The organism is Flavobacterium chryseum (genome assembly GCF_004362015.1).
In the GTDB taxonomy this organism is placed as follows: Bacteria; Bacteroidota; Bacteroidia; order Flavobacteriales; family Flavobacteriaceae; genus Flavobacterium.
In genome coordinates this window covers 507,276-526,125 of sequence record NZ_SNWW01000002.1, presented here as the reverse complement: position 1 = coordinate 526,125, position 18,850 = coordinate 507,276, and the positions used below count along the sequence as shown (strand labels likewise).

The window sequence follows — 18,850 nt, the reverse complement described above, 5'->3', positions numbered from 1 at the left end:
ACAGTCTTAATCAAAAGTGAAATAAAAACAGCTCAATCGTATTTCGATAAAGCAAATAGAATCTGTTATGAATAATAAAATAGTTACTCTTTTAGTATTTTTAATTTTTGGCTTTACACAAGCGCAACAGCTAAATTGTATTGTAACTATAAATACAGAAAGACTTCCAAATCCTAATCAGCAGGTATTTAAAACACTTCAGACTTCATTGTCAGAGTTTGTTAATAAAACAGACTGGACAGGATCAGTTTTAAAACAAAATGAACGAATCAATTGTTCGATGTATATTACATTGTCATCAAATAGTTCAGATCAGTTTTCAGGTACAATCCAGGTACAATCTTCAAGATTAATTTATAATTCGACTTACTCATCTCCGGTTTTTAATTTTAACGATAAAGATTTAAATTTCAATTATACTGAATACGAACCTCTATTATTTAATCCCACAACATTTGAGTCAAATTTAGTATCGGTAGTTTCTTTTTACAGTTATATAATTTTAGGAATGGATGCAGATACGTTTCAAATGGGCGCGGGAAGTCCTTATTTTGAAACAGCTCAGAATATTGCCAATGTTGCTCAACAAGGAGGATCAAGAGGATGGAGCCAGTCTGACGGTGTTCAAAACCGTTATTTTTTAATAAATGATATGGTTTCACCAACTTATACTGATTTACGTCAAACCATGTTTTTGTACCATACAGGTTTAGATGGCATGAGCAATGATCTAAAAGTATCCAAAGAAAAAATAAAATCTTCAGTTGTACTTTTGGCCAAATTAAATTCGGTTAAGCCAAATGCTTTTTTAACCCGCGTATTTTTTGATGCAAAATCAGATGAAATTGTTTCAATATTTTCAGGCGGGCCAAGTATTCCGGTTACTGATTTAACGGATGTTTTAAATAGAGTTTCACCATTGAATTCTACCAAATGGTCTCAGATTAAATTTTAATTGATTTTTCCTGATTTTTACTTTCTTCATTAATTTTATATTTACATATTAATTCTATGATTACTTCACTGTCGATTAAAAACTATGCTCTGATAGAAAAATTATCAATAGATTTTTCAAGAGGTTTTTCTATAATTACAGGTGAAACTGGTGCTGGTAAATCTATTATATTAGGCGCTTTAGGATTGGTCTTAGGAAAAAGGGCCGATTTGACTTCATTAAAGAATAAAGAAGAAAAATGTGTAATTGAAGCCCACTTCGAAATTTCAAAATATAATCTGAAAGAGTTTTTTGAAGCAAATGATCTTGATTATGAAGATGAAACAATTATAAGACGTGAAATTTTGCCATCCGGAAAATCGCGCGCTTTTATTAACGATAGTCCCGTAAATCTTCAGGAATTGCAGGATTTAAGTTTGTTTTTGATTGACATTCACTCGCAACAGCAAACACAGGAATTATCAGATGAAAATGTTCAGTTTAAAATAATTGATGCGATTGCAAATAATTTTGATACAATTTCGACGTATCAAAAATTATTAAAAACGTATAAATCAGATAAATCAAAACTCAACGCTTTACTTAAAAAGCAAAGTGATTCAGGAAAAGAGCAGGAATACAATACATTTTTATTGAATGAATTGGTTTCGGCTAAATTGAAATCAGGAGAACAGGAAGAACTGGAAGCTGATTTTGAAAAGCTGAATAACGTTGAAGTCATAAAAGAATCAATAGATAAATCATTGGTAATTGCGAATGAAGAACAATTTGGAGTTTTTCATAATTTGAATGAAATTAAAATTTCATTGCAGAAAATAGCATTGTTTTCGCCAGAATATGAAACTTTATTCGAAAGAATTACAAGTGTAGCAATTGAATTTGATGATATTTCAAGAGAATTGCAAAACGCTTCAGAAAAATTATTAAACGATCCTGAAAAATTAGAATTAACCAATCAAAAATTGCAATTGATTTACAATTTGCAAAAGAAACATCAGGTAACTTCTGTAGATGAATTAATTCAGATTCAGGCAAATTTAGAAAATGCTGTTGTTGAATTGGGTAATATTGAAGAAGAAATTGCTTCATTATCAAAATTAATCGAAGAAAAAACTATAGAATTAGATGCTTTGTCGGCAACGATTCATCAAAATAGAGAAAATGCAATTCCGGTTTTATCAAACCAGCTAATTTCAATTTTAGAAACATTAGGAATGCCAAATGTTCGTTTCAATATGGAACTTTTACCATCTGAAACCTATTTTCAAAATGGAAAAGATGAATTGAAATTTTTATTTTCAGCCAATAAAGGAACTGATTTCGGATTGTTGAAAAAAGTAGCTTCGGGAGGAGAAATGTCTCGTATTATGTTGGCTGTAAAAGCAATTTTAGCACAATATTCAAAATTACCAACTTTAATTTTTGACGAGATTGACACGGGAGTTTCCGGAGAAATCGCTATTAGAATGGGGGAAATCATGAAAGAAATGAGTACTAAAATGCAAATATTTGCCATTACACATTTACCTCAGATAGCTGCAAAAGGCGATTCGCATTTTAAAGTTTTCAAATCAACGGTTGGAGAAGACACGCAATCAGAATTGAAGCTTTTATTTCCTAATGAAAGAATTACAGAAATAGCACAAATGTTATCAGGAGCTAATATTTCTGATTCGGCATTAAATCACGCAAAAGAATTATTAAATTAAGATACAGATATGGAAAGTTTAAGCTTCTACGAAAATCAATTTATCAAGGCAGATTCGTTAATATCTGAAGGAAATATTGCTGATGGTAAAGAAATGCTTGAGGAAATTTTATCTCAATATCCTGATTTTGGAAAAGCCCATAATCACTTAGGATGGATTTATTATAATAAGTTAAGTAATTATGATAAAGGAATTTATCATTATAAGCTGGCTATGAAATTTGAACCCAAATATCCTGCACCTTATTTAAACTACGCTTATTTATTAATTGATATTGGAAGATATGCTGAAGCAAAAGAGCATATTGATTTTACGTTTCAGACTTTAGAAAACGTTGATTACTCATCATTTAACAGCGAATTAGGCAGGATGGCAGAGTATGAAAACCAGTATACTGCCGCTTATAACTTTTATAAAGCAGCCAAGAAAAATGCGCTAAACCCAAATTTTATTGACAATATGAATGCCAACATGAAAAGGGTTAAGGATAAAATGTCTATTTTTGAAAAATTAAAACTGAAACTGAATTAAATACGATAAATAATTACAAGATGATTATAGAACCTAGAATGAGAGGATTTATTTGTTTGACAGCTCACCCAAAAGGAAGCGAACAAAACGTAAAAAATCAAATAGAATATATAAAATCAAAAGGTTCAATTCAAGGACCAAAAAAAGTACTGGTTATTGGTGCTTCTACAGGTTTTGGATTGGCTTCAAGAATTACAAGTGCTTTCGGATCTGATGCAGCTACAATTGGAGTGTTTTTTGAAAAACCGCCAGTTGAAGGAAAAACAGCTTCTCCGGGTTGGTATAATTCAGCAGCTTTTGAAACTGAAGCTCATAAAGCAGGTTTATATGCAAAAAGTATCAATGGAGATGCTTTTTCAAACGAAATAAAAAGACAAACTTTAGATTTAATAAAAGCTGATTTAGGTCAGGTTGATTTAATAATTTACAGTTTAGCATCGCCAGTTCGTCAACATCCGGTTACGGGAGTTTTGCATCGTTCTGTTCTAAAACCAATCGGACAAACTTTTACCAACAAAACAGTAGATTTTCACACAGGAAATGTTACAGAAGTTTCAATTGCTCCTGCAAACGAAGAAGATATTGAAAATACCGTTGCTGTTATGGGCGGTGAAGACTGGACTATGTGGATTGATGCTTTGAAAGCGGAGAATTTATTAGCTGACGGAGCTACAACAGTGGCTTATTCTTATATCGGGCCATCATTGACAGAAGCAGTTTACCGTAAAGGTACAATTGGCCGTGCAAAAGATCATTTAGAAGCAACAGCATTTTCTATTACAGATAGTTTAAAATCTATTGGAGGTAAAGCTTATGTTTCTGTAAATAAAGCTTTGGTAACACAAGCAAGTTCTGCAATTCCGGTTATTCCATTATATATTTCTCTTTTATATAAAATTATGAAAGAAGAAGGAATTCACGAAGGTTGTATCGAGCAAATTCAACGTTTGTTTCAGGATAGATTATATTCTGGTTCAGAAGTTCCAACAGACGATAAAGGAAGAATCAGAATCGACGATTGGGAAATGCGTGAAGATGTTCAGGCAAAAGTGGCAAAACTTTGGTTAGAGGCAACTACAGAAACGTTACCGGCAATTGGAGATTTAGCAGGATATAAAAACGATTTCTTAAATTTATTCGGATTTGGATTTGCAGGGGTTGATTACAATGCTGAAGCAAATGAAGTTGTAGAAATTGAAAGTATAAAATAATTTACAAATTATTACGATATATTAAAAAACCATTCGTCACTACGAATGGTTTTTTTATGAATATAACATACCTTTGTTAAAATTTTGAGATTTAAAACAATTGCTACTTAATACGCATATTCCACTATGATTTTTTCTTTAATTATACCCGTGTATAATCGCCCGGACGAAGTTGATGAACTTTTAGAAAGCTTATCAAAATCTGATTATAATGAAGCTTTTGAAATTGTTCTAATAGAAGATGGTTCATCAATTCCTTGCAAAGACGTTGTAATGAACTATCAGGGAAAACTGAATATTGCCTATTATTTTAAGGAAAATTCAGGGCCTGGAGATTCAAGAAATTTTGGAATGCAAAGGGCGAGAGGTGATTACTTTATCATTTTTGACTCTGATTGTATTATTCCACCCAATTATTTGACAGAAGTCCGCAAAGAATTAAACGCAAAGTATGTCGATTGTTTTGGTGGTCCGGATAGAGCGTTGGCCAGTTTTTCGAATATTCAGAAAGCAATTAATTTTGCAATGACTTCGTTTCTTACTACGGGAGGAATTCGTGGAGGATCTGAAAAAATCAATAAGTTTCAGCCGCGTAGTTTTAATATGGGAATTTCTAAAAAAGCCTTTGAAGCATCTAAAGGTTTTGGTAACATACATCCTGGTGAAGATCCCGATTTATCTATTCGTTTATGGAATCTTGGGTTTGAAACAAGACTGTTTCCAGAAGCTTTTGTATATCATAAACGTAGAATCGACTGGGAAAAATTCTCTGTTCAGGTAAATAAATTTGGGAAAGCAAGACCAATATTAAACAGTTGGTATCCAGAACACAATAAGCTTACTTTTTTCTTTCCAACGGTATTTATGTTAGGTTTATTATTAGCTTTTTTACTATTAATATTCAATATTGATATATTATTACAATTATATTTCGTATATTTCGTTATAATTTTTCTTACAGCAAGTATTCAAAATAAAAGTATTAAAATTGGCTATTTGTCTGTAATTGCAGTTTGGAAACAATTTTATGGTTACGGAACGGGATTTTTAGAATCATTTATTAAAATTATCCTTTTAAAGAAAAAACCACAAGAAGCTTTTCCTCGTATGTTTTTTAAAGTATAATATGACAAAAGTTATTGGCCTAACTGGTGGAATTGGAAGCGGAAAAACGACCATTGCCAAATTTTTTAGCGAATTGGGAGTTCCTGTTTATATTGCTGATGATGGTGCTAAAAAAGTAATGCAGTCTGAAAGTATTATTGAAGAAATAAAAAAAGTATTTGGTGAAAGTCTTTTTGAAAATAATATTTTAAACAGAGCCAAACTTGCAGAAATTGTTTTTAATGATAAAGATAAATTAGCTCAATTAAACGCGATAGTTCATCCCGCTGTAAAAAATGATTTTGAGGTATGGTTATTGCAACATAAAAATTACGAATGCATAATATATGAAGTTGCCATTTTATTTGAAAGTGGCAGATATAAAGAATGTGATTTTATAATAACAGTTACTGCCCCGGAAGAAACTAGAATTGAAAGAGTCTTAAAGCGCGACAATACCACACGTGATCAGGTTTTAAGCAGAATGCAAATGCAATGGAGCGACGAAAAACGAATTTCCAGAAGCAATTTTGTTATTAATAACGATAATCTTAAAAATGCCAGAAAAGAAGTTGTTAAAATTCTTAAAATATTGAATATTAAACAAAATCAGTCTTAAATGTTAATATTTGGTTAATGTATTATTTAGTATATTGTTAAAATATTAATTTTGTTTCGATGAATAAATTATTTTTTAGAATACTTGTTTTGTTGATGAGCTTGTCTTTAATCGGGATAATTCTTGTCCAGGTATTTTGGTTCAACTCTTCGTTCAAAAATAATGACGAACAATTTAAATACCACGTTACTCAGGTAATCGGAAATGTTGCTGATAAACTTGAACAGCAGGAAGAATACAGTTTTTACGATAAATACAACCGTATAAAAGACAGTACAGGTAAAATTCCTAAAAAAGAAGATCTACTAGAGGTTCTTTACGTTCAAAGAAACACAAAAACAAATAAAACGATTGTTTATTCTAATACACTTACTTCTGAAGATTACGATATAAGCGGATCGCTTTTTAATAAAAAATTCAGCAGCGAGAGATTTAAAAATTTCAGTTCAAAACGAGTAACAGAAGTTTACAATAACAATAATAATATCGATAACAGTACTTTAGGACAAAGTATTATACCGGATTTAAGGATAGAAAAATCAGGAAGTTTAGATATTTTAAATAAAGTTCAGCAACAGATACAGTATAAAGATATCGCTTCTCTGACTCCTATTGAAGGAAGAATCACAAAAGATAAGTTATATAAATTATTGCGTAAAGAGCTGGAAGAATATGGTGTAAAAACCAAGTTTGAATTTGGAGTTCTTAATAGTGGTTTGGCAACAAAGATAAAATCTGATGGATTTCATTATGATAAAGATGCGAGTTACCATATACCAATATATACTGATAATGAAGGAAATAGTAAATATGAGTTGTTCATTACCTTTCCCCATAAAAAGAAATTTTTGTTATCAGAATTGCTAAGTATAACCATATTATCAATCATTTTTACACTGATTATTATTATAGCATATACAAGTGCATTGAACCAATTATTACGTCAAAAACATATTTCTGAAATCAAAACAGATTTTATAAATAACATGACGCATGAGTTTAAAACACCAATTGCTACGATAAATTTAGCACTCGATGCGATAAAAAATCCTAAGATTATTGAGGATAAAGAGAAAGTTTTTCGCTATCTTCAAATGATCAGAGATGAGAATAAAAGAATGCACGCTCAGGTTGAAAATGTACTGCGCATTTCTAAATTAGAAAAAAGGGAACTTGATATTACAAAAGAGCCAACTGCCATTCATGATATTATTGATGATGCAATTGAGCATGTAAATTTAATTTTAGAAGACAGACAAGGAACAGTTGTAAAGCACTATAATGCTGCCAGAACAACATCTTTGATAAATGAAGTACATTTTACCAATGTTTTGGTTAATATTTTAGAGAATGCAATAAAATATTCGCCAGATGTGCCTGAAATTGAAATTTTTACAGAGAATGTCAAAGACATGATTCTGATAAAAGTTAAAGATAATGGCCTTGGTATGAGTAAAATAGCTCAAAAAAGAGTTTTTGAAAAATTTTACAGAGAACATACAGGAGATTTACATAACGTAAAAGGTCACGGTTTAGGCCTTGCGTATGTAAAAAGGATAGTTGAGGATCATAATGGTCAAGTATATGTTGAAAGCGAAAAAGGAAAAGGTAGCACCTTTATAATAAAAATACCATTAATAAATTAAAATATGGAAAATAATAACAAAAGAATACTTTTAGTAGAAGATGACCTTAATTTCGGGGCAGTTCTTAAAGATTATCTAATGTTAAATGACTTTGAAGTTACTTTAGCTAAAAACGGTATGGAAGGTTTCGAGAAATTCAAAAAGGATGTATATGATTTATGTATTCTTGATGTAATGATGCCTTATAAGGATGGATATACTTTAGCAAAAGAGATAAGAGAAAAAAATAGCGAAGTGCCAATTATTTTCTTGACTGCAAAATCAATGAAAGAAGATGTGCTAAAGGGATACAAAGCGGGTGCTGATGATTATTTGAATAAACCTTTTGATTCAGAAGTTTTATTGATGAAAATCAAAGCAATCATTCAAAGAAAATCTGCAGATACAAAAGCAGAACAAGTTCAGTTTGAGTTTAATATTGGAAAATTCCATTTAAATTCTAAACTTAGATTTTTGACTTTCGAAAATGACGAACCAATAAAATTATCTCCAAAAGAGAATGAATTACTTAAAATGTTGATTCTTCACGAAAATGATTTAATGCCAAGAGAATTAGCATTAACAAAAATCTGGAGAGATGATAACTACTTTACTTCAAGAAGTATGGACGTTTACATTGCAAAATTAAGAAAATATCTAAAATCTGACGAAGATGTTGAAATTTTAAACATTCACGGTGAAGGTTTCAGATTAGTTGTTAAAAGCAAAGTAGCAGAATAATACAGAATACAAACTAGTTCATCCAAAAAAATCAAAGCTCTGAGAAATCAGTGCTTTTTTTTTGCCTTTTTTTAAAATATTAATTTATTTATATAGCATTGATTTTAAGTCATGTAACTCCGTTTTAAATATAAAAATAAAACAGTGGATATTTTTTTACACGAATTTTCCCGATAATAATTTGGAAATTCAAAAAACTATTCTGAATATTTGCAGACGAAAAAATAATAATAACCCTTTAATAACGAAGAAAAATGTTTGTATTAACATCATCATCTCAAAGCTTCAGACCAAACGAATTGGGTGCAGCGCTTCTTCGTGGCTTATTTCAATCTTAGAAATTCATTTTTAGATCTATAAAAAGCCCGAAGACATTTAGTTTCGGGCTTTTTTTATTCTAGACACTTCAAATTTTCCCGAATAATCGATTTATTATTTATCCAAATTGGATAAAAGATTCCGCACGCTTATACTTTTTCAGAGCCTTTCAGTTTTGGAAAGCATCGGTTTGCAAAAACAACAATAATTAAACAATTTATGGGAAATAAATTATCCGGAAAAGACCTGATTAAATTGGGCTTTCCAAAAAATAATTCAATAAACATCGCCTTAGGACAAATAAACAGATATAGAAAAAAAGAGAAAAAAGAATCTATTCTAACAGAAGCCAAACAAGTTTTGCTTTATCCTGAAAAGTTCGAAGGAGACGGAACTTGGGGAAAAGTTGCCGAAGGTTTAATAAAGCCAGTTCAGGTAAGAATGCATCAGCTTAAAACAACGAGAGTTCCGTTTACCATTTTTGGAGAAAATGAAATCGATGAACAAGCTAAGTTTCAGTTGTATGATTCTTTAAAATTGCCAATTTCAGTTGCTGGAGCTTTAATGCCGGATGCACATTCAGGATACGGATTGCCAATTGGTGGAGTTTTAGCAACAGATAATGCGGTTATTCCGTACGGAGTTGGAGTTGATATTGGCTGCAGAATGAGTCTTTCAATTTTCGATTTACCGGCTTCTTATTTCAAAGGAAAAGAGCATCAGTTACAGGCAATTTTAAAAGACAATACCAAATTTGGAATGAATGAAACTCATGCCTCAAAAGCAGATCATGAAGTTTTTTACAAAAGTGAATTTCAGGATATTCCGCTCTTAAAGAATCTGTTGCCTAAAGCATACAAGCAATTAGGCAGTTCTGGCGGAGGAAATCATTTTGTTGAATTCGGAATTGCAAAGATTGATAATCCTGAGAATGAATGGAAGTTGGGAGTAGGCGAATATTTTGCGGTTTTATCACATAGTGGTTCTCGCGGTTTAGGAGCAAACATTGCAAAACATTATACATATCTGGCAACAAAACAATGTCCGTTACCGAGAAATGTTCAGCACTTAGCATGGTTAGATCTTAATACCCATGACGGTCAGGAATATTGGCTAGCGATGAATTTAGCAGGAGAATATGCAAAAGCCTGTCATGATGATATTCATAGAAGAATTGCCAAAGCAATAGGAAAAAGAGTTGTGGTAACGATTGAAAATCATCACAATTTTGCCTGGAAAGAAATGGTAAACGGAAAAGAATGCATCGTGCACAGAAAAGGTGCAACTCCTGCAGCTGAAGGTCAACTGGGTATAATTCCCGGTTCTATGACAGCTCCAGGATATATTGTGAAAGGTAAGGGAAATACAGCTAGTTTAAACTCAGCTTCGCATGGGGCGGGACGTTTATTTTCAAGATCAAAATGTAAAAGTACTTTCACGCAAAGTGATATTAAAAAAGTATTGAAAGCAAATGATGTAACCTTAATTGGTGGAAATATCGACGAAGCACCAATGGCTTACAAAGACATTACAAAGGTGATGGGAAATCAAACAGAGTTGGTAGAAGTTCTTGGAACTTTCACACCAAAGATTGTTAGAATGGACCGATAAAAGAAATTAAAATGGAAAAAATAATTCAGATAACAGCGGGTCGCGGACCTGCAGAATGCACTTGGGTTGTCGCCCAAGTGCTTAAAAAAGTTTTGGAAGAAGCACAGGATCAGCAGTTAGAAGTGATTTTACTTCAAAGAGAAGTAGGAGACGAAAACGGAACTATTGAAACAGCAACTATCTCTGTTAAAGGAAAAAATGCAGAGAGTTTTGTGAATTCCTGGCTAGGAACCATTCAATGGATTGGTCAAAGTCAGTTTCGAAAAATGCACAAACGCAAAAACTGGTTCATTGGTATTTTTGAAATTGAGCCACAAAAACACACATCAATTTTAGAAAATGATATTCAATATCAGGCCATGCGAAGTTCAGGCGCAGGCGGTCAACATGTTAATAAAGTTAGTTCTGCGATTAGAGCAACTCATATACCGACAGGAATTGCAGTTGTTTCGATGGACAGCCGTTCGCAACACCAAAACAAAAAACTGGCAACAGAAAGATTATTAAAAAAATTAGAAGACGAAAAATTAATTCAGCTTAAAAATCACGTTGGAAAACAATGGGAAAATCAGCTTAATATTGAGCGGGGAAATCCAGTTAGAGTTTTTACCGGAAGTGATTTCAAAAAAAATAAAGTTGAGAAAAATTACAAAGGAACTCGTCAGAAATTAAAAAACTATTTACGAAATGAAAACAATTGATAAATACCTTTTTCAGGCTTTGGATAATTATCCATATTGGCTTGAAGGTACTATTGAATCTCTCGATTATGCTTTTTCTTATAATGATAAAAACACGATGGTTTTGTGTTTGTACGGCAGAATTCAGACAGAACAATTATGGAATTATGAAGAAGCTAAGTCCTATTTTCAACAAGCTTTGGCTATAAATATTCATGCGCTGGAAGTATATCCGTATTATTTACAGACTTTAATTTTGAATGAGGATTATGAAGAAGCGCAAAAACTAATTGATTTTGCCCTAACGATAAAAGGAATTAATAAATCTGAAATTTATGTAAAGAAAGCGATACTTTTTGAAGCACAACAGGAGTTTAAAAATGCATTAAAGGAAATTAAAAATGCTAAACTTTTCACTTTACAAGCTGCTTTTGATTCTGACATTACTGAGGTAGAGAAAAGAATTCAAAGTAAAATTGATTTACTGAAAAAGAAAGTCAAGAAATCCAAGAAAGATTCAAAAAAGAAAACAAAATAATTTTGATTAAAACTAAAAACGATGCAGAGTTGCATCGTTTTTTTTTATTTCCAGTGCAACTCTAATGCAAAACATGTTTTTTCTCCTTTAGTAATACTGAATGTTGCAGTTGTATGATCATCATCTTCACTTTCGTGAATTACCACATTATCTTGTAAGGAAAGCTCTTTCATGAAATTCATTTCGAAGCTTTTAACTTCTTGTTTCAGGATTCTTTTTGGATCAACATGATCCAAACACCATTCCAGATATTTAACGTTATTAACGTGATTTACAATATCTAAATCTGATAGATAAACAGTTTTTTCGAAAACAGCTTCTTTTTCGTGGTTGATGTTAATCTTTGAAAAACCTTCGATCGTAGCACGATTTTCGGGGAACAATTCAAAATGTTCGTATGGCAAAGCCAAAGCTTCCGGACGGCGTGCCTGCGTATTAAAAACGGCCCAATACGTTTCGCAACCTACTATTTTTTTGCCATTTACATACATTTCAAGTGCACGAACAGATCGTGAATTCTCTAAACTATTAATCCATGTTTTTACGGTTACAATATCTTGCCATTTTGGTAACGCGATAATTTCAACACGCATTCTGCTTAAAACCCAGGCTTGGTGAAATTCCTGCATGTCAAAAAAACTAATGCCTCCAATTTCAGAATGTGCTGCAGCGGTTAGTTGTAAAATATTACATAAATCGGTATATTTTAGATAACCATTTGGTGTGCATTGTGTGAAATTGATTTCCCATTCTTTACTTAAAACAGACGTGAAATTTGGAGATATAGGCATTTTTTAATTTTAGATTTTAGATTGTTGATTTTAGATTTTTTCCGAGAATAAAATATAGAAATAGATACCTTACTTTAGAAGATTTTCGATGTAATTTATAATTTTTTTTCTGTCTGTTGCATAATCAAACCATTTAGTGTTTTCATTTCTTTTGAACCAGGTAAGCTGCCTTTTAGAAAATCTTCTTGTATTTTTTTTAATTTCTTCTATAGCAAAAGCTAACGAGAATTCTTCATCAAAATGACTAAATAATTCTCTATAACCGACTGTTTGAAGTGCATTTAACGCCTTATTTGGATATAATTTTTTTGCTTCTTCTAACAAACCTTCGCTCATCATAATAGCAACACGTTGGTTGATACGGTCGTAAATAATTTGTCTATCTGCTTCAAGACCAATTAAAATAGGAGTGAAGTTTCTATTGTTTTTTTTCTGATTTAGGAAAGTGGAATAAGGTTTTTGAGTTCCGATGCACACTTCTACAAAACGCATCATTCGTTGCGGGTTTTGAAGTGTCTGCGGATTTTCTATCATTATTTTTTGAAAATAATCAGGATCTAAACGTTGCAATTGTTCCTGAAGATATTCAATTCCAAGCTTTTCATAATTTGAATTTACTGCTGATCGTATTTCGGGATCAATTTCAGGAAATTCATCAAAACCCTTTAAAACAGCGTCAACATATAAACCGGAACCACCAATTAAAATAGCAAAATCATTATTTTTATATAATTCCTCTAATTTAGAAAGCGCTTCTTTTTCGTAATCGCCAACGGTGTAATTTTCGAAAATAGATTTATTTTGAATGAAATGATGTGTTGCAGCTTGTAATTCTTCCTGATTTGGAACCGCAGTACCAATTGTCATTTCTTTAAAAAACTGACGGCTGTCGCAAGATAGTATTTCGCATTTAAAATGTTGTGCCAATGCAATACTTAAGGCGGTTTTGCCTATTGCTGTTGGTCCGACAATGGTGATTAAGTATTTCATGTTTTTCGCCCGAATGGGATTGGAAATCTACAACTCGAAATTGCTTTTTAAATTAATTATTAGGTAGTTCTGTTCCGCATTGAAAACAATATCTTGCATTATCAAAATGAAGTTGGGCATTACACTTTTGACATTGTTTTTTTCCAGTTGCGTTATTGTTTTTAAGGTTGTTTTTTGCGAACTCAGCAGTTACAATTCCGGTAGGAACCGCAATTATTCCATAACCCAGAATCATGACCAGAGAAGCTACGAATTGCCCAAGCGGTTTTTGTGGCGAAATATCTCCGTAACCTACTGTTGTTAAGGTTACAATGGTCCAATAAATGCTCATTGGAATACTCGAAAATCCTGATTCCCGACCTTCGATCAAATACATTATGGAGCCAATTATTACGGTGCTTATCAGTACAAAATAAATAAAAACAAGAATCTTTTCTTTACTCGCTTCGATCGCTTCGCGCAATTGAAACGATTGATGTGATATTTGAGGAATATGTAAAATCTTGAATAATCGGAAGAAACGTAATGATCTTACAATAGAAAGTATGCTTGCTCCCGGAAAAAATATTGATAAATACATTGGTAAAACAGCAAGTAAATCAATGATGCCGTAAAAGCTAAAAATGTATTTAACCGGTTTTTGAATTGAAATTATCCGTAAGATATATTCGATAGTAAAAAAAATGGTGATAATCCATTCGCAAATAATAAGCTGATCGTGGTATTTTTGATTGATTCCCTGAACGGTTTCCATCATAATTAAAATAACGCTCAATAGAATTAACCCCAATAAAACCAAATCGAACATTCGGCCCAATATAGTATTTGTACCGTAAAGAACGATTTTTATTCTCTCTCTAAAAATATCGTATTTCGATTTCATTTTTCTCATAGCAATAAAGATAATGAAAGTTTAGTTGGTGTTTAAAAATGAAGAATTTTAAGCGATTTGCTTTTTCGAATGTGATTTTGAATAATATTCTTTACATCGCGGTTGTTCTGCATTGGAATTAAAATATTTTTCAGAATATCAATATTTGTAATCTGGTAATTCAAATCATAATAAGCATAGCCTTTATAAACGCCATTTTCGATCAGGATTGCACTTCTTTCATTGACATTTCTTCCCCTGTCCATCAAAATCATACTTTTGTTATCGAAACTATTGTCAGCCACAAATTCCTGTACTCTGGCGTTATATACTTCTTTAGTTATTTCGCCAATACAAGCACCATCGCACTCTTTAATTTTATATTGAAAGCACTCTTTTTTAGATTGATAAAGTCCGGTTAATTTTTGACACAAATGGTATTTTGAAGTAAATTTAAAAAGCGCATTTTTACCTTCTTGTAAACTAGAGTATGAAAGAATTTCTTTTTTACGCCCGTCTGCTTTTTCAAGCTTTAAGTTTAAATATCCATTAGCATCCTTTTCACCATATACGGCAAACGGAAAATTAGTTTTTCGTTGTGAACGATTGTATTTCGGTCTGTTGATTTTTATTTCTTCGCTTTCTTTTAGTAACGCTATTAATTCACTACCTGTTTCATCATAAGTTATGGTAAAAACTTCGGCCTGAATTTTTTTACTTTTAGTTGTAATTCCGGTAAAATGCTGATTGACTCTTTTCTTTATATTTTGGCTTTTGCCGATGTAAATTAAATTCCCACTTTCGTTATGAATGTAATATATACCGGTTTTAGATGGCATTTGTGCTACTAAATCGAGTAATTTTGGAGCAATTCCTTTTTCGACTTCAAGCTTTATAAAATCTTTCACGATTGTTTTTTCTAAGTCTTTTTCGAGAAGCATTTTGAACAACTTTGTCGTTGCCATAGCATCTCCACTGGCACGATGTCTGTCAGCCATTGGGATTCCGAGTGCACGAACTAATTTTCCTAAACTGTAGGATGGCTGTTCTGGAATAAGTTTTTTGGCAAGTTCTACGGTACAAAGTGTTCTGGCTTCAAAATCATAACCCAAACGTCTGAATTCTGTACGTAAAATTCTGTAATCGAAAGAAGCATTATGTGCTACAATAATACAATCTGAAGTAATTTCTATAATGCGTTTGGCAACTTCAAAAAATTTAGGTGCAGAATGCAGCATAGCATTATTAATCCCTGTTAATTTTACCACAAAGGGCTGAATCGGAATTTCAGGATTAACGAGGCTAATGAATTGGTCAACTACTTCGTGACCGTCAAATTTATAAATGGCGATTTCGGTAATTCCTTCTTCATTAAACTGGCCTCCAGTTGTTTCTATGTCTAGTATTGCGTACATTTTCAATCTCAATTTCAAAAATCAATAGCAATGTCAATTTCAAAAATCAATTTCAATTTCTGAAAATTGTTATTTTAATTGACATCGCCATCGTAATTGAATTATTTTTTATTTATTATCATTTTTGATGAAATTGCAATAAGTTGTTCTACTTCTATTAGCAGCTTATTTCTTTTATCGCCATCACCTTCTTTTATATAATCTAAAATTTTTAAAGAGTTTCTAGATTCTTTTAACTCTTTGACAACTAATGAGACTTTAAAGATAAAATCTTTATCAGTGATTGTACCTTGGGCTTCTCCAAAATTTAAGGAAGCGCTTCCTGATGATCTGATTAATTGATTTTTATAATATTCATTTTCAAATAATCGCTCTAATTGTCTTGTAAAGAAAATACATTCTCCAGCGAAGCGAACTAATCGATCTTCAAAATTGAATATTTTCTCCATTTAAATTATTGATTTTAAAATTGCAATTATAATTGATATTGATTTTTGCAATTGATATTGATTTTTGAATTATCGACCTCCAAAAATGCTGCTTCCAATGCGAACCATTGTGCTGCCACATTCTATCGCAAGTTGGTAATCTCCTGACATTCCCATCGATATCGTAGAGAAAGATTCTAATTTGTTTTTCTTTTTTATCGAATCGAAAATAGACTTTAAATGTGCAAATTCTTTTTGGATCTGGTTTTGGTTTTCTGTAAAAGTTGCCATTCCCATTAAACCTAAGATACGAATGTTTTTGAATTCTTTCAGTTCTGATGAAGATAATAATTCATTTAATTCATTTTCATCCAAACCAAATTTAGTTTCTTCCTCAGCAATATAAATTTGAAGCAGGCAATCTATAATTCTGTTATTTTTTAAAGCTTGCTTGTTAATTTCCTGCAATAATTTCAAACTATCAACTCCATGAATCAAACTCACAAATGGTGCCATAAATTTGACTTTATTCGACTGAACGTGACCAATCATATGCCATTGAATGTCCTTTGGCATTTCTTCCCACTTATCAGCCATTTCCTGAATTTTGTTTTCCCCAAAAACACGCTGGCCGGCTTCGTAGGCTTGCATTAAGTCTGAAACAGGTTTGGTTTTAGAAACTGCAACTAATGTTACGTTTTCAGGTAAAGTTGCTTTAATAGTATTTAAATTCGATTGAATCGACATGGTATTTCTTTTTTATGAAAGAATAAACTGCTTAGAGATTTTCTCTGCCTTTTTGCTTTCGCTATAATCATAAAAACCTTCTCCGGATTTCACTCCTAATTTACCGGCTCTAACCATATTTACTAATAACGGGCAAGGAGCATATTTTGGATTTTTGAAACCTTCGTACATTACATTCAAAATTGCAAGACAAACATCAAGTCCAATAAAATCAGCTAGTTGAAGCGGTCCCATCGGATGTCCCATTCCTAACTTCATTACCGTATCAATTTCATAAACACCTGCAACTTTATTATATAACGTTTCGATAGCTTCGTTTAGCATGGGCATCAAAATTCTGTTTGCCACGAAACCCGGATAATCATTGACTTCAACAGGAGTTTTTCCTAATTTCTCAGATAGATCCATGATGATTTTAGTAACTTCATCGCTCGTATTGTATCCGCGAATGATTTCGACTAATTTCATAATAGGCACCGGATTCATAAAATGCATTCCGATAACACGTTCAGGATGTGATACAACGGCTCCAATTTGTGTAATAGATATTGAAGAAGTATTGGTTGCTAAAATCGTATTATGAGAACAAGCTTCATTTAATTGTTTAAAAATATTCAGTTTTAGCTCGACATTTTCTGTGGCAGCTTCAACTACTAAATCAACACCAACAACACCATCTTTTATATCAGTATACGTAATAATATTGGTAATAGTTTTGGCAACATCTTCCTGAGTAATAGTTCCTTTAGACAGCATTCTGTCTAAGTTAGCGACAATAGTTGCCATTCCTTTATCTAATGATTTCTCAGAAACATCAATCAGTTTTACAGTAAAACCACTTTGTGCAAAAGTATGAGCAATTCCGTTACCCATTGTTCCTGCACCAATTACAGCTATCGTTTTCATTTAATTTTGGTATTTTAATTTTAAAAGTTAAGGTTTAAAGTAGCTTTTTTGCCAACTTTAAACCTTAAAAATAATGAGTTATATTTTTGTATTATTTATCGAAGCAATCAATAATTTGATACGCTACTCTTAAAGCATCTGTAGCTTGTTCAAGCGTTACAACTGGTGTTGTATCTGTATTTATGGCGTGTGCAAATGATTCTAATTCGTCAAGAATTGCATTATTTTGTTCTACGTCGGGATTTGTAAAATAGATTTGTTTTTTTACACCTTCGGCATTTTGCAGAATCATATCAAAATCTCCCGGAACTTCCGGTGCATCTTTCATACGGACAACTTCACATCTTTTCTCCAGAAAGTCAACTGATATGTAAGCATCTTTTTGGAAGAAACGTGTTTTGCGCATATTTTTCATCGAAATTCTGCTTGCTGTTAAATTAGCAACACAACCATTTTCGAATTCGATTCTTGCATTGGCAATATCCGGAGTATCACTAATAACAGATACACCACTTGCATTAATGTTTTTTACTTTCGAATTTACAACACTCAAAATGGCATCAATATCATGAATCATTAAATCCAGAACCACAGGAACATCAGTACCACGCGGATTAAACTCTGCCAAACGATGTGTTTCTATAAACATCGGATTTTCGATCATGTTTTTTGTAGCAATAAAAGCGGGATTAAAACGCTCTACATGACCAACCTGACCTTTTACGTTGTATTCTTTGGCTAATGCGATAATTTCTTCAGCTTCCTGAACAGTATTAGCAATTGGTTTTTCTATAAAGATATGTTTGCCAGATTTGATTGCTACTTTAGCACATTTATAGTGTGAAAGTGTTGGCGTTACAATATCGATTACATCCACAGCGTGAATTAATTTTGCAATAGTGCTGAAGTTTTTATAGCCAAATTCTTTTGAAATTCTTTCGGCATTTTCCTGATTTTCGTCGTAAAATCCAACTAATTCGTATTTGTCAGATTGTTGTAATAAGCGTAAATGTATTTTACCAAGATGACCAGCACCTAAAACTCCTACTTTTAACATGAG

19 protein-coding genes are annotated in these 18,850 nt (G+C 32.1%); 11 read left to right on the top strand and 8 right to left on the bottom strand.

All coding sequences use genetic code 11. The annotated features are described in order from the left end of the window. Positions 1-67: 67 nt before the first annotated feature. The 11 genes from porD (at position 68) to EV143_RS05990 (ending at position 11,642) form a co-directional block, all read left to right on the top strand. Complete coding sequence (gene porD / locus EV143_RS06040; protein ID WP_133507071.1) at positions 68-955, top strand: type IX secretion system protein PorD; 888 nt, start codon at positions 68-70, stop codon at positions 953-955. 56 nt (positions 956-1,011) lie between these two features. Next, positions 1,012-2,664 (top strand): DNA repair protein RecN, encoded by a 1,653-nt coding sequence (recN, locus tag EV143_RS06035; RefSeq protein ID WP_133507070.1) that lies wholly within the window; start codon positions 1,012-1,014, stop codon positions 2,662-2,664. 9 nt (positions 2,665-2,673) lie between these two features. Continuing rightward, the gene (locus EV143_RS06030; protein WP_133507069.1) at positions 2,674-3,195 is read left to right on the top strand and encodes a hypothetical protein; all 522 of its coding nucleotides are present in this window, start codon (positions 2,674-2,676) and stop codon (positions 3,193-3,195) included. Between the two features lie 20 nt (positions 3,196-3,215). Continuing rightward, positions 3,216-4,406, top strand: a complete 1,191-nt coding sequence (gene fabV, locus EV143_RS06025) for an enoyl-ACP reductase FabV (protein WP_133507068.1) — start codon at positions 3,216-3,218, stop codon at positions 4,404-4,406. A gap of 126 nt (positions 4,407-4,532) precedes the next feature. Then, a complete protein-coding gene (locus EV143_RS06020) occupies positions 4,533-5,531 on the top strand; it encodes a glycosyltransferase family 2 protein (RefSeq protein WP_133507067.1) in 999 nt (332 codons plus the stop codon). Position 5,532: 1 nt separating this feature from the next. Then, entirely contained in the window at positions 5,533-6,129 is a 597-nt protein-coding gene (gene coaE, locus EV143_RS06015) for a dephospho-CoA kinase (RefSeq protein WP_133507066.1), read from the top strand. Positions 6,130-6,188: 59 nt separating this feature from the next. Then, on the top strand, positions 6,189-7,775 hold the full coding sequence (locus EV143_RS06010; RefSeq protein WP_133507065.1) for a sensor histidine kinase: 1,587 nt from the start codon (positions 6,189-6,191) through the stop codon (positions 7,773-7,775). Positions 7,776-7,778: 3 nt separating this feature from the next. Beyond that, positions 7,779-8,495 carry a response regulator transcription factor gene (locus EV143_RS06005; RefSeq protein ID WP_133507064.1) on the top strand — a complete coding sequence of 239 codons (717 nt, stop codon included), beginning with the start codon at positions 7,779-7,781 and terminating at the stop codon, positions 8,493-8,495. Positions 8,496-9,032: 537 nt separating this feature from the next. Continuing rightward, positions 9,033-10,424 carry an RtcB family protein gene (locus EV143_RS06000; protein ID WP_133507063.1) on the top strand — a complete coding sequence of 464 codons (1,392 nt, stop codon included), beginning with the start codon at positions 9,033-9,035 and terminating at the stop codon, positions 10,422-10,424. Between the two features lie 11 nt (positions 10,425-10,435). Beyond that, entirely contained in the window at positions 10,436-11,125 is a 690-nt protein-coding gene (prfH, locus tag EV143_RS05995) for a peptide chain release factor H (RefSeq protein WP_133507062.1), read from the top strand. Then, positions 11,112-11,642, top strand: coding sequence for a hypothetical protein (locus tag EV143_RS05990; protein ID WP_133507061.1), 531 nt, complete (start codon positions 11,112-11,114; stop codon positions 11,640-11,642). The genes prfH and EV143_RS05990 overlap by 14 nt, the downstream gene beginning before the upstream one ends. A 44-nt stretch (positions 11,643-11,686) precedes the next feature. Here EV143_RS05990 and EV143_RS05985 read toward each other — a convergent pair whose 3' ends face one another. The 8 genes from EV143_RS05985 to EV143_RS05950 all read right to left on the bottom strand — a co-directional run bounded on the left by EV143_RS05985 (position 11,687) and on the right by EV143_RS05950 (position 18,847). After that, on the bottom strand, positions 11,687-12,433 hold the full coding sequence (locus EV143_RS05985) for an acyl-[acyl-carrier-protein] thioesterase (RefSeq protein ID WP_133507060.1): 747 nt from the start codon (positions 12,431-12,433) through the stop codon (positions 11,687-11,689). Positions 12,434-12,502: 69 nt separating this feature from the next. Then, on the bottom strand, positions 12,503-13,423 hold the full coding sequence (miaA, locus tag EV143_RS05980; protein ID WP_133507059.1) for a tRNA (adenosine(37)-N6)-dimethylallyltransferase MiaA: 921 nt from the start codon (positions 13,421-13,423) through the stop codon (positions 12,503-12,505). Positions 13,424-13,475: 52 nt separating this feature from the next. Then, on the bottom strand, positions 13,476-14,315 hold the full coding sequence (locus EV143_RS05975) for an ion transporter (protein ID WP_133507058.1): 840 nt from the start codon (positions 14,313-14,315) through the stop codon (positions 13,476-13,478). Between the two features lie 32 nt (positions 14,316-14,347). Next, on the bottom strand, positions 14,348-15,709 hold the full coding sequence (locus tag EV143_RS05970; protein WP_133507057.1) for an exonuclease domain-containing protein: 1,362 nt from the start codon (positions 15,707-15,709) through the stop codon (positions 14,348-14,350). A gap of 101 nt (positions 15,710-15,810) precedes the next feature. Continuing rightward, positions 15,811-16,158, bottom strand: coding sequence for a four helix bundle protein (locus tag EV143_RS05965; RefSeq protein ID WP_133507056.1), 348 nt, complete (start codon positions 16,156-16,158; stop codon positions 15,811-15,813). A 69-nt stretch (positions 16,159-16,227) separates the two neighbouring features. Continuing rightward, positions 16,228-16,884: a YggS family pyridoxal phosphate-dependent enzyme gene (locus tag EV143_RS05960; RefSeq protein WP_133507055.1), complete on the bottom strand. Its 657-nt coding sequence runs from the start codon at positions 16,882-16,884 to the stop codon at positions 16,228-16,230. Positions 16,885-16,896: 12 nt separating this feature from the next. Further along, entirely contained in the window at positions 16,897-17,790 is an 894-nt protein-coding gene (locus tag EV143_RS05955; RefSeq protein ID WP_133507054.1) for a 3-hydroxyacyl-CoA dehydrogenase family protein, read from the bottom strand. 91 nt (positions 17,791-17,881) lie between these two features. Continuing rightward, complete coding sequence (locus tag EV143_RS05950) at positions 17,882-18,847, bottom strand: Gfo/Idh/MocA family protein (RefSeq protein WP_133507053.1); 966 nt, start codon at positions 18,845-18,847, stop codon at positions 17,882-17,884. Between the last annotated feature and the right edge of the window lie 3 nt (positions 18,848-18,850).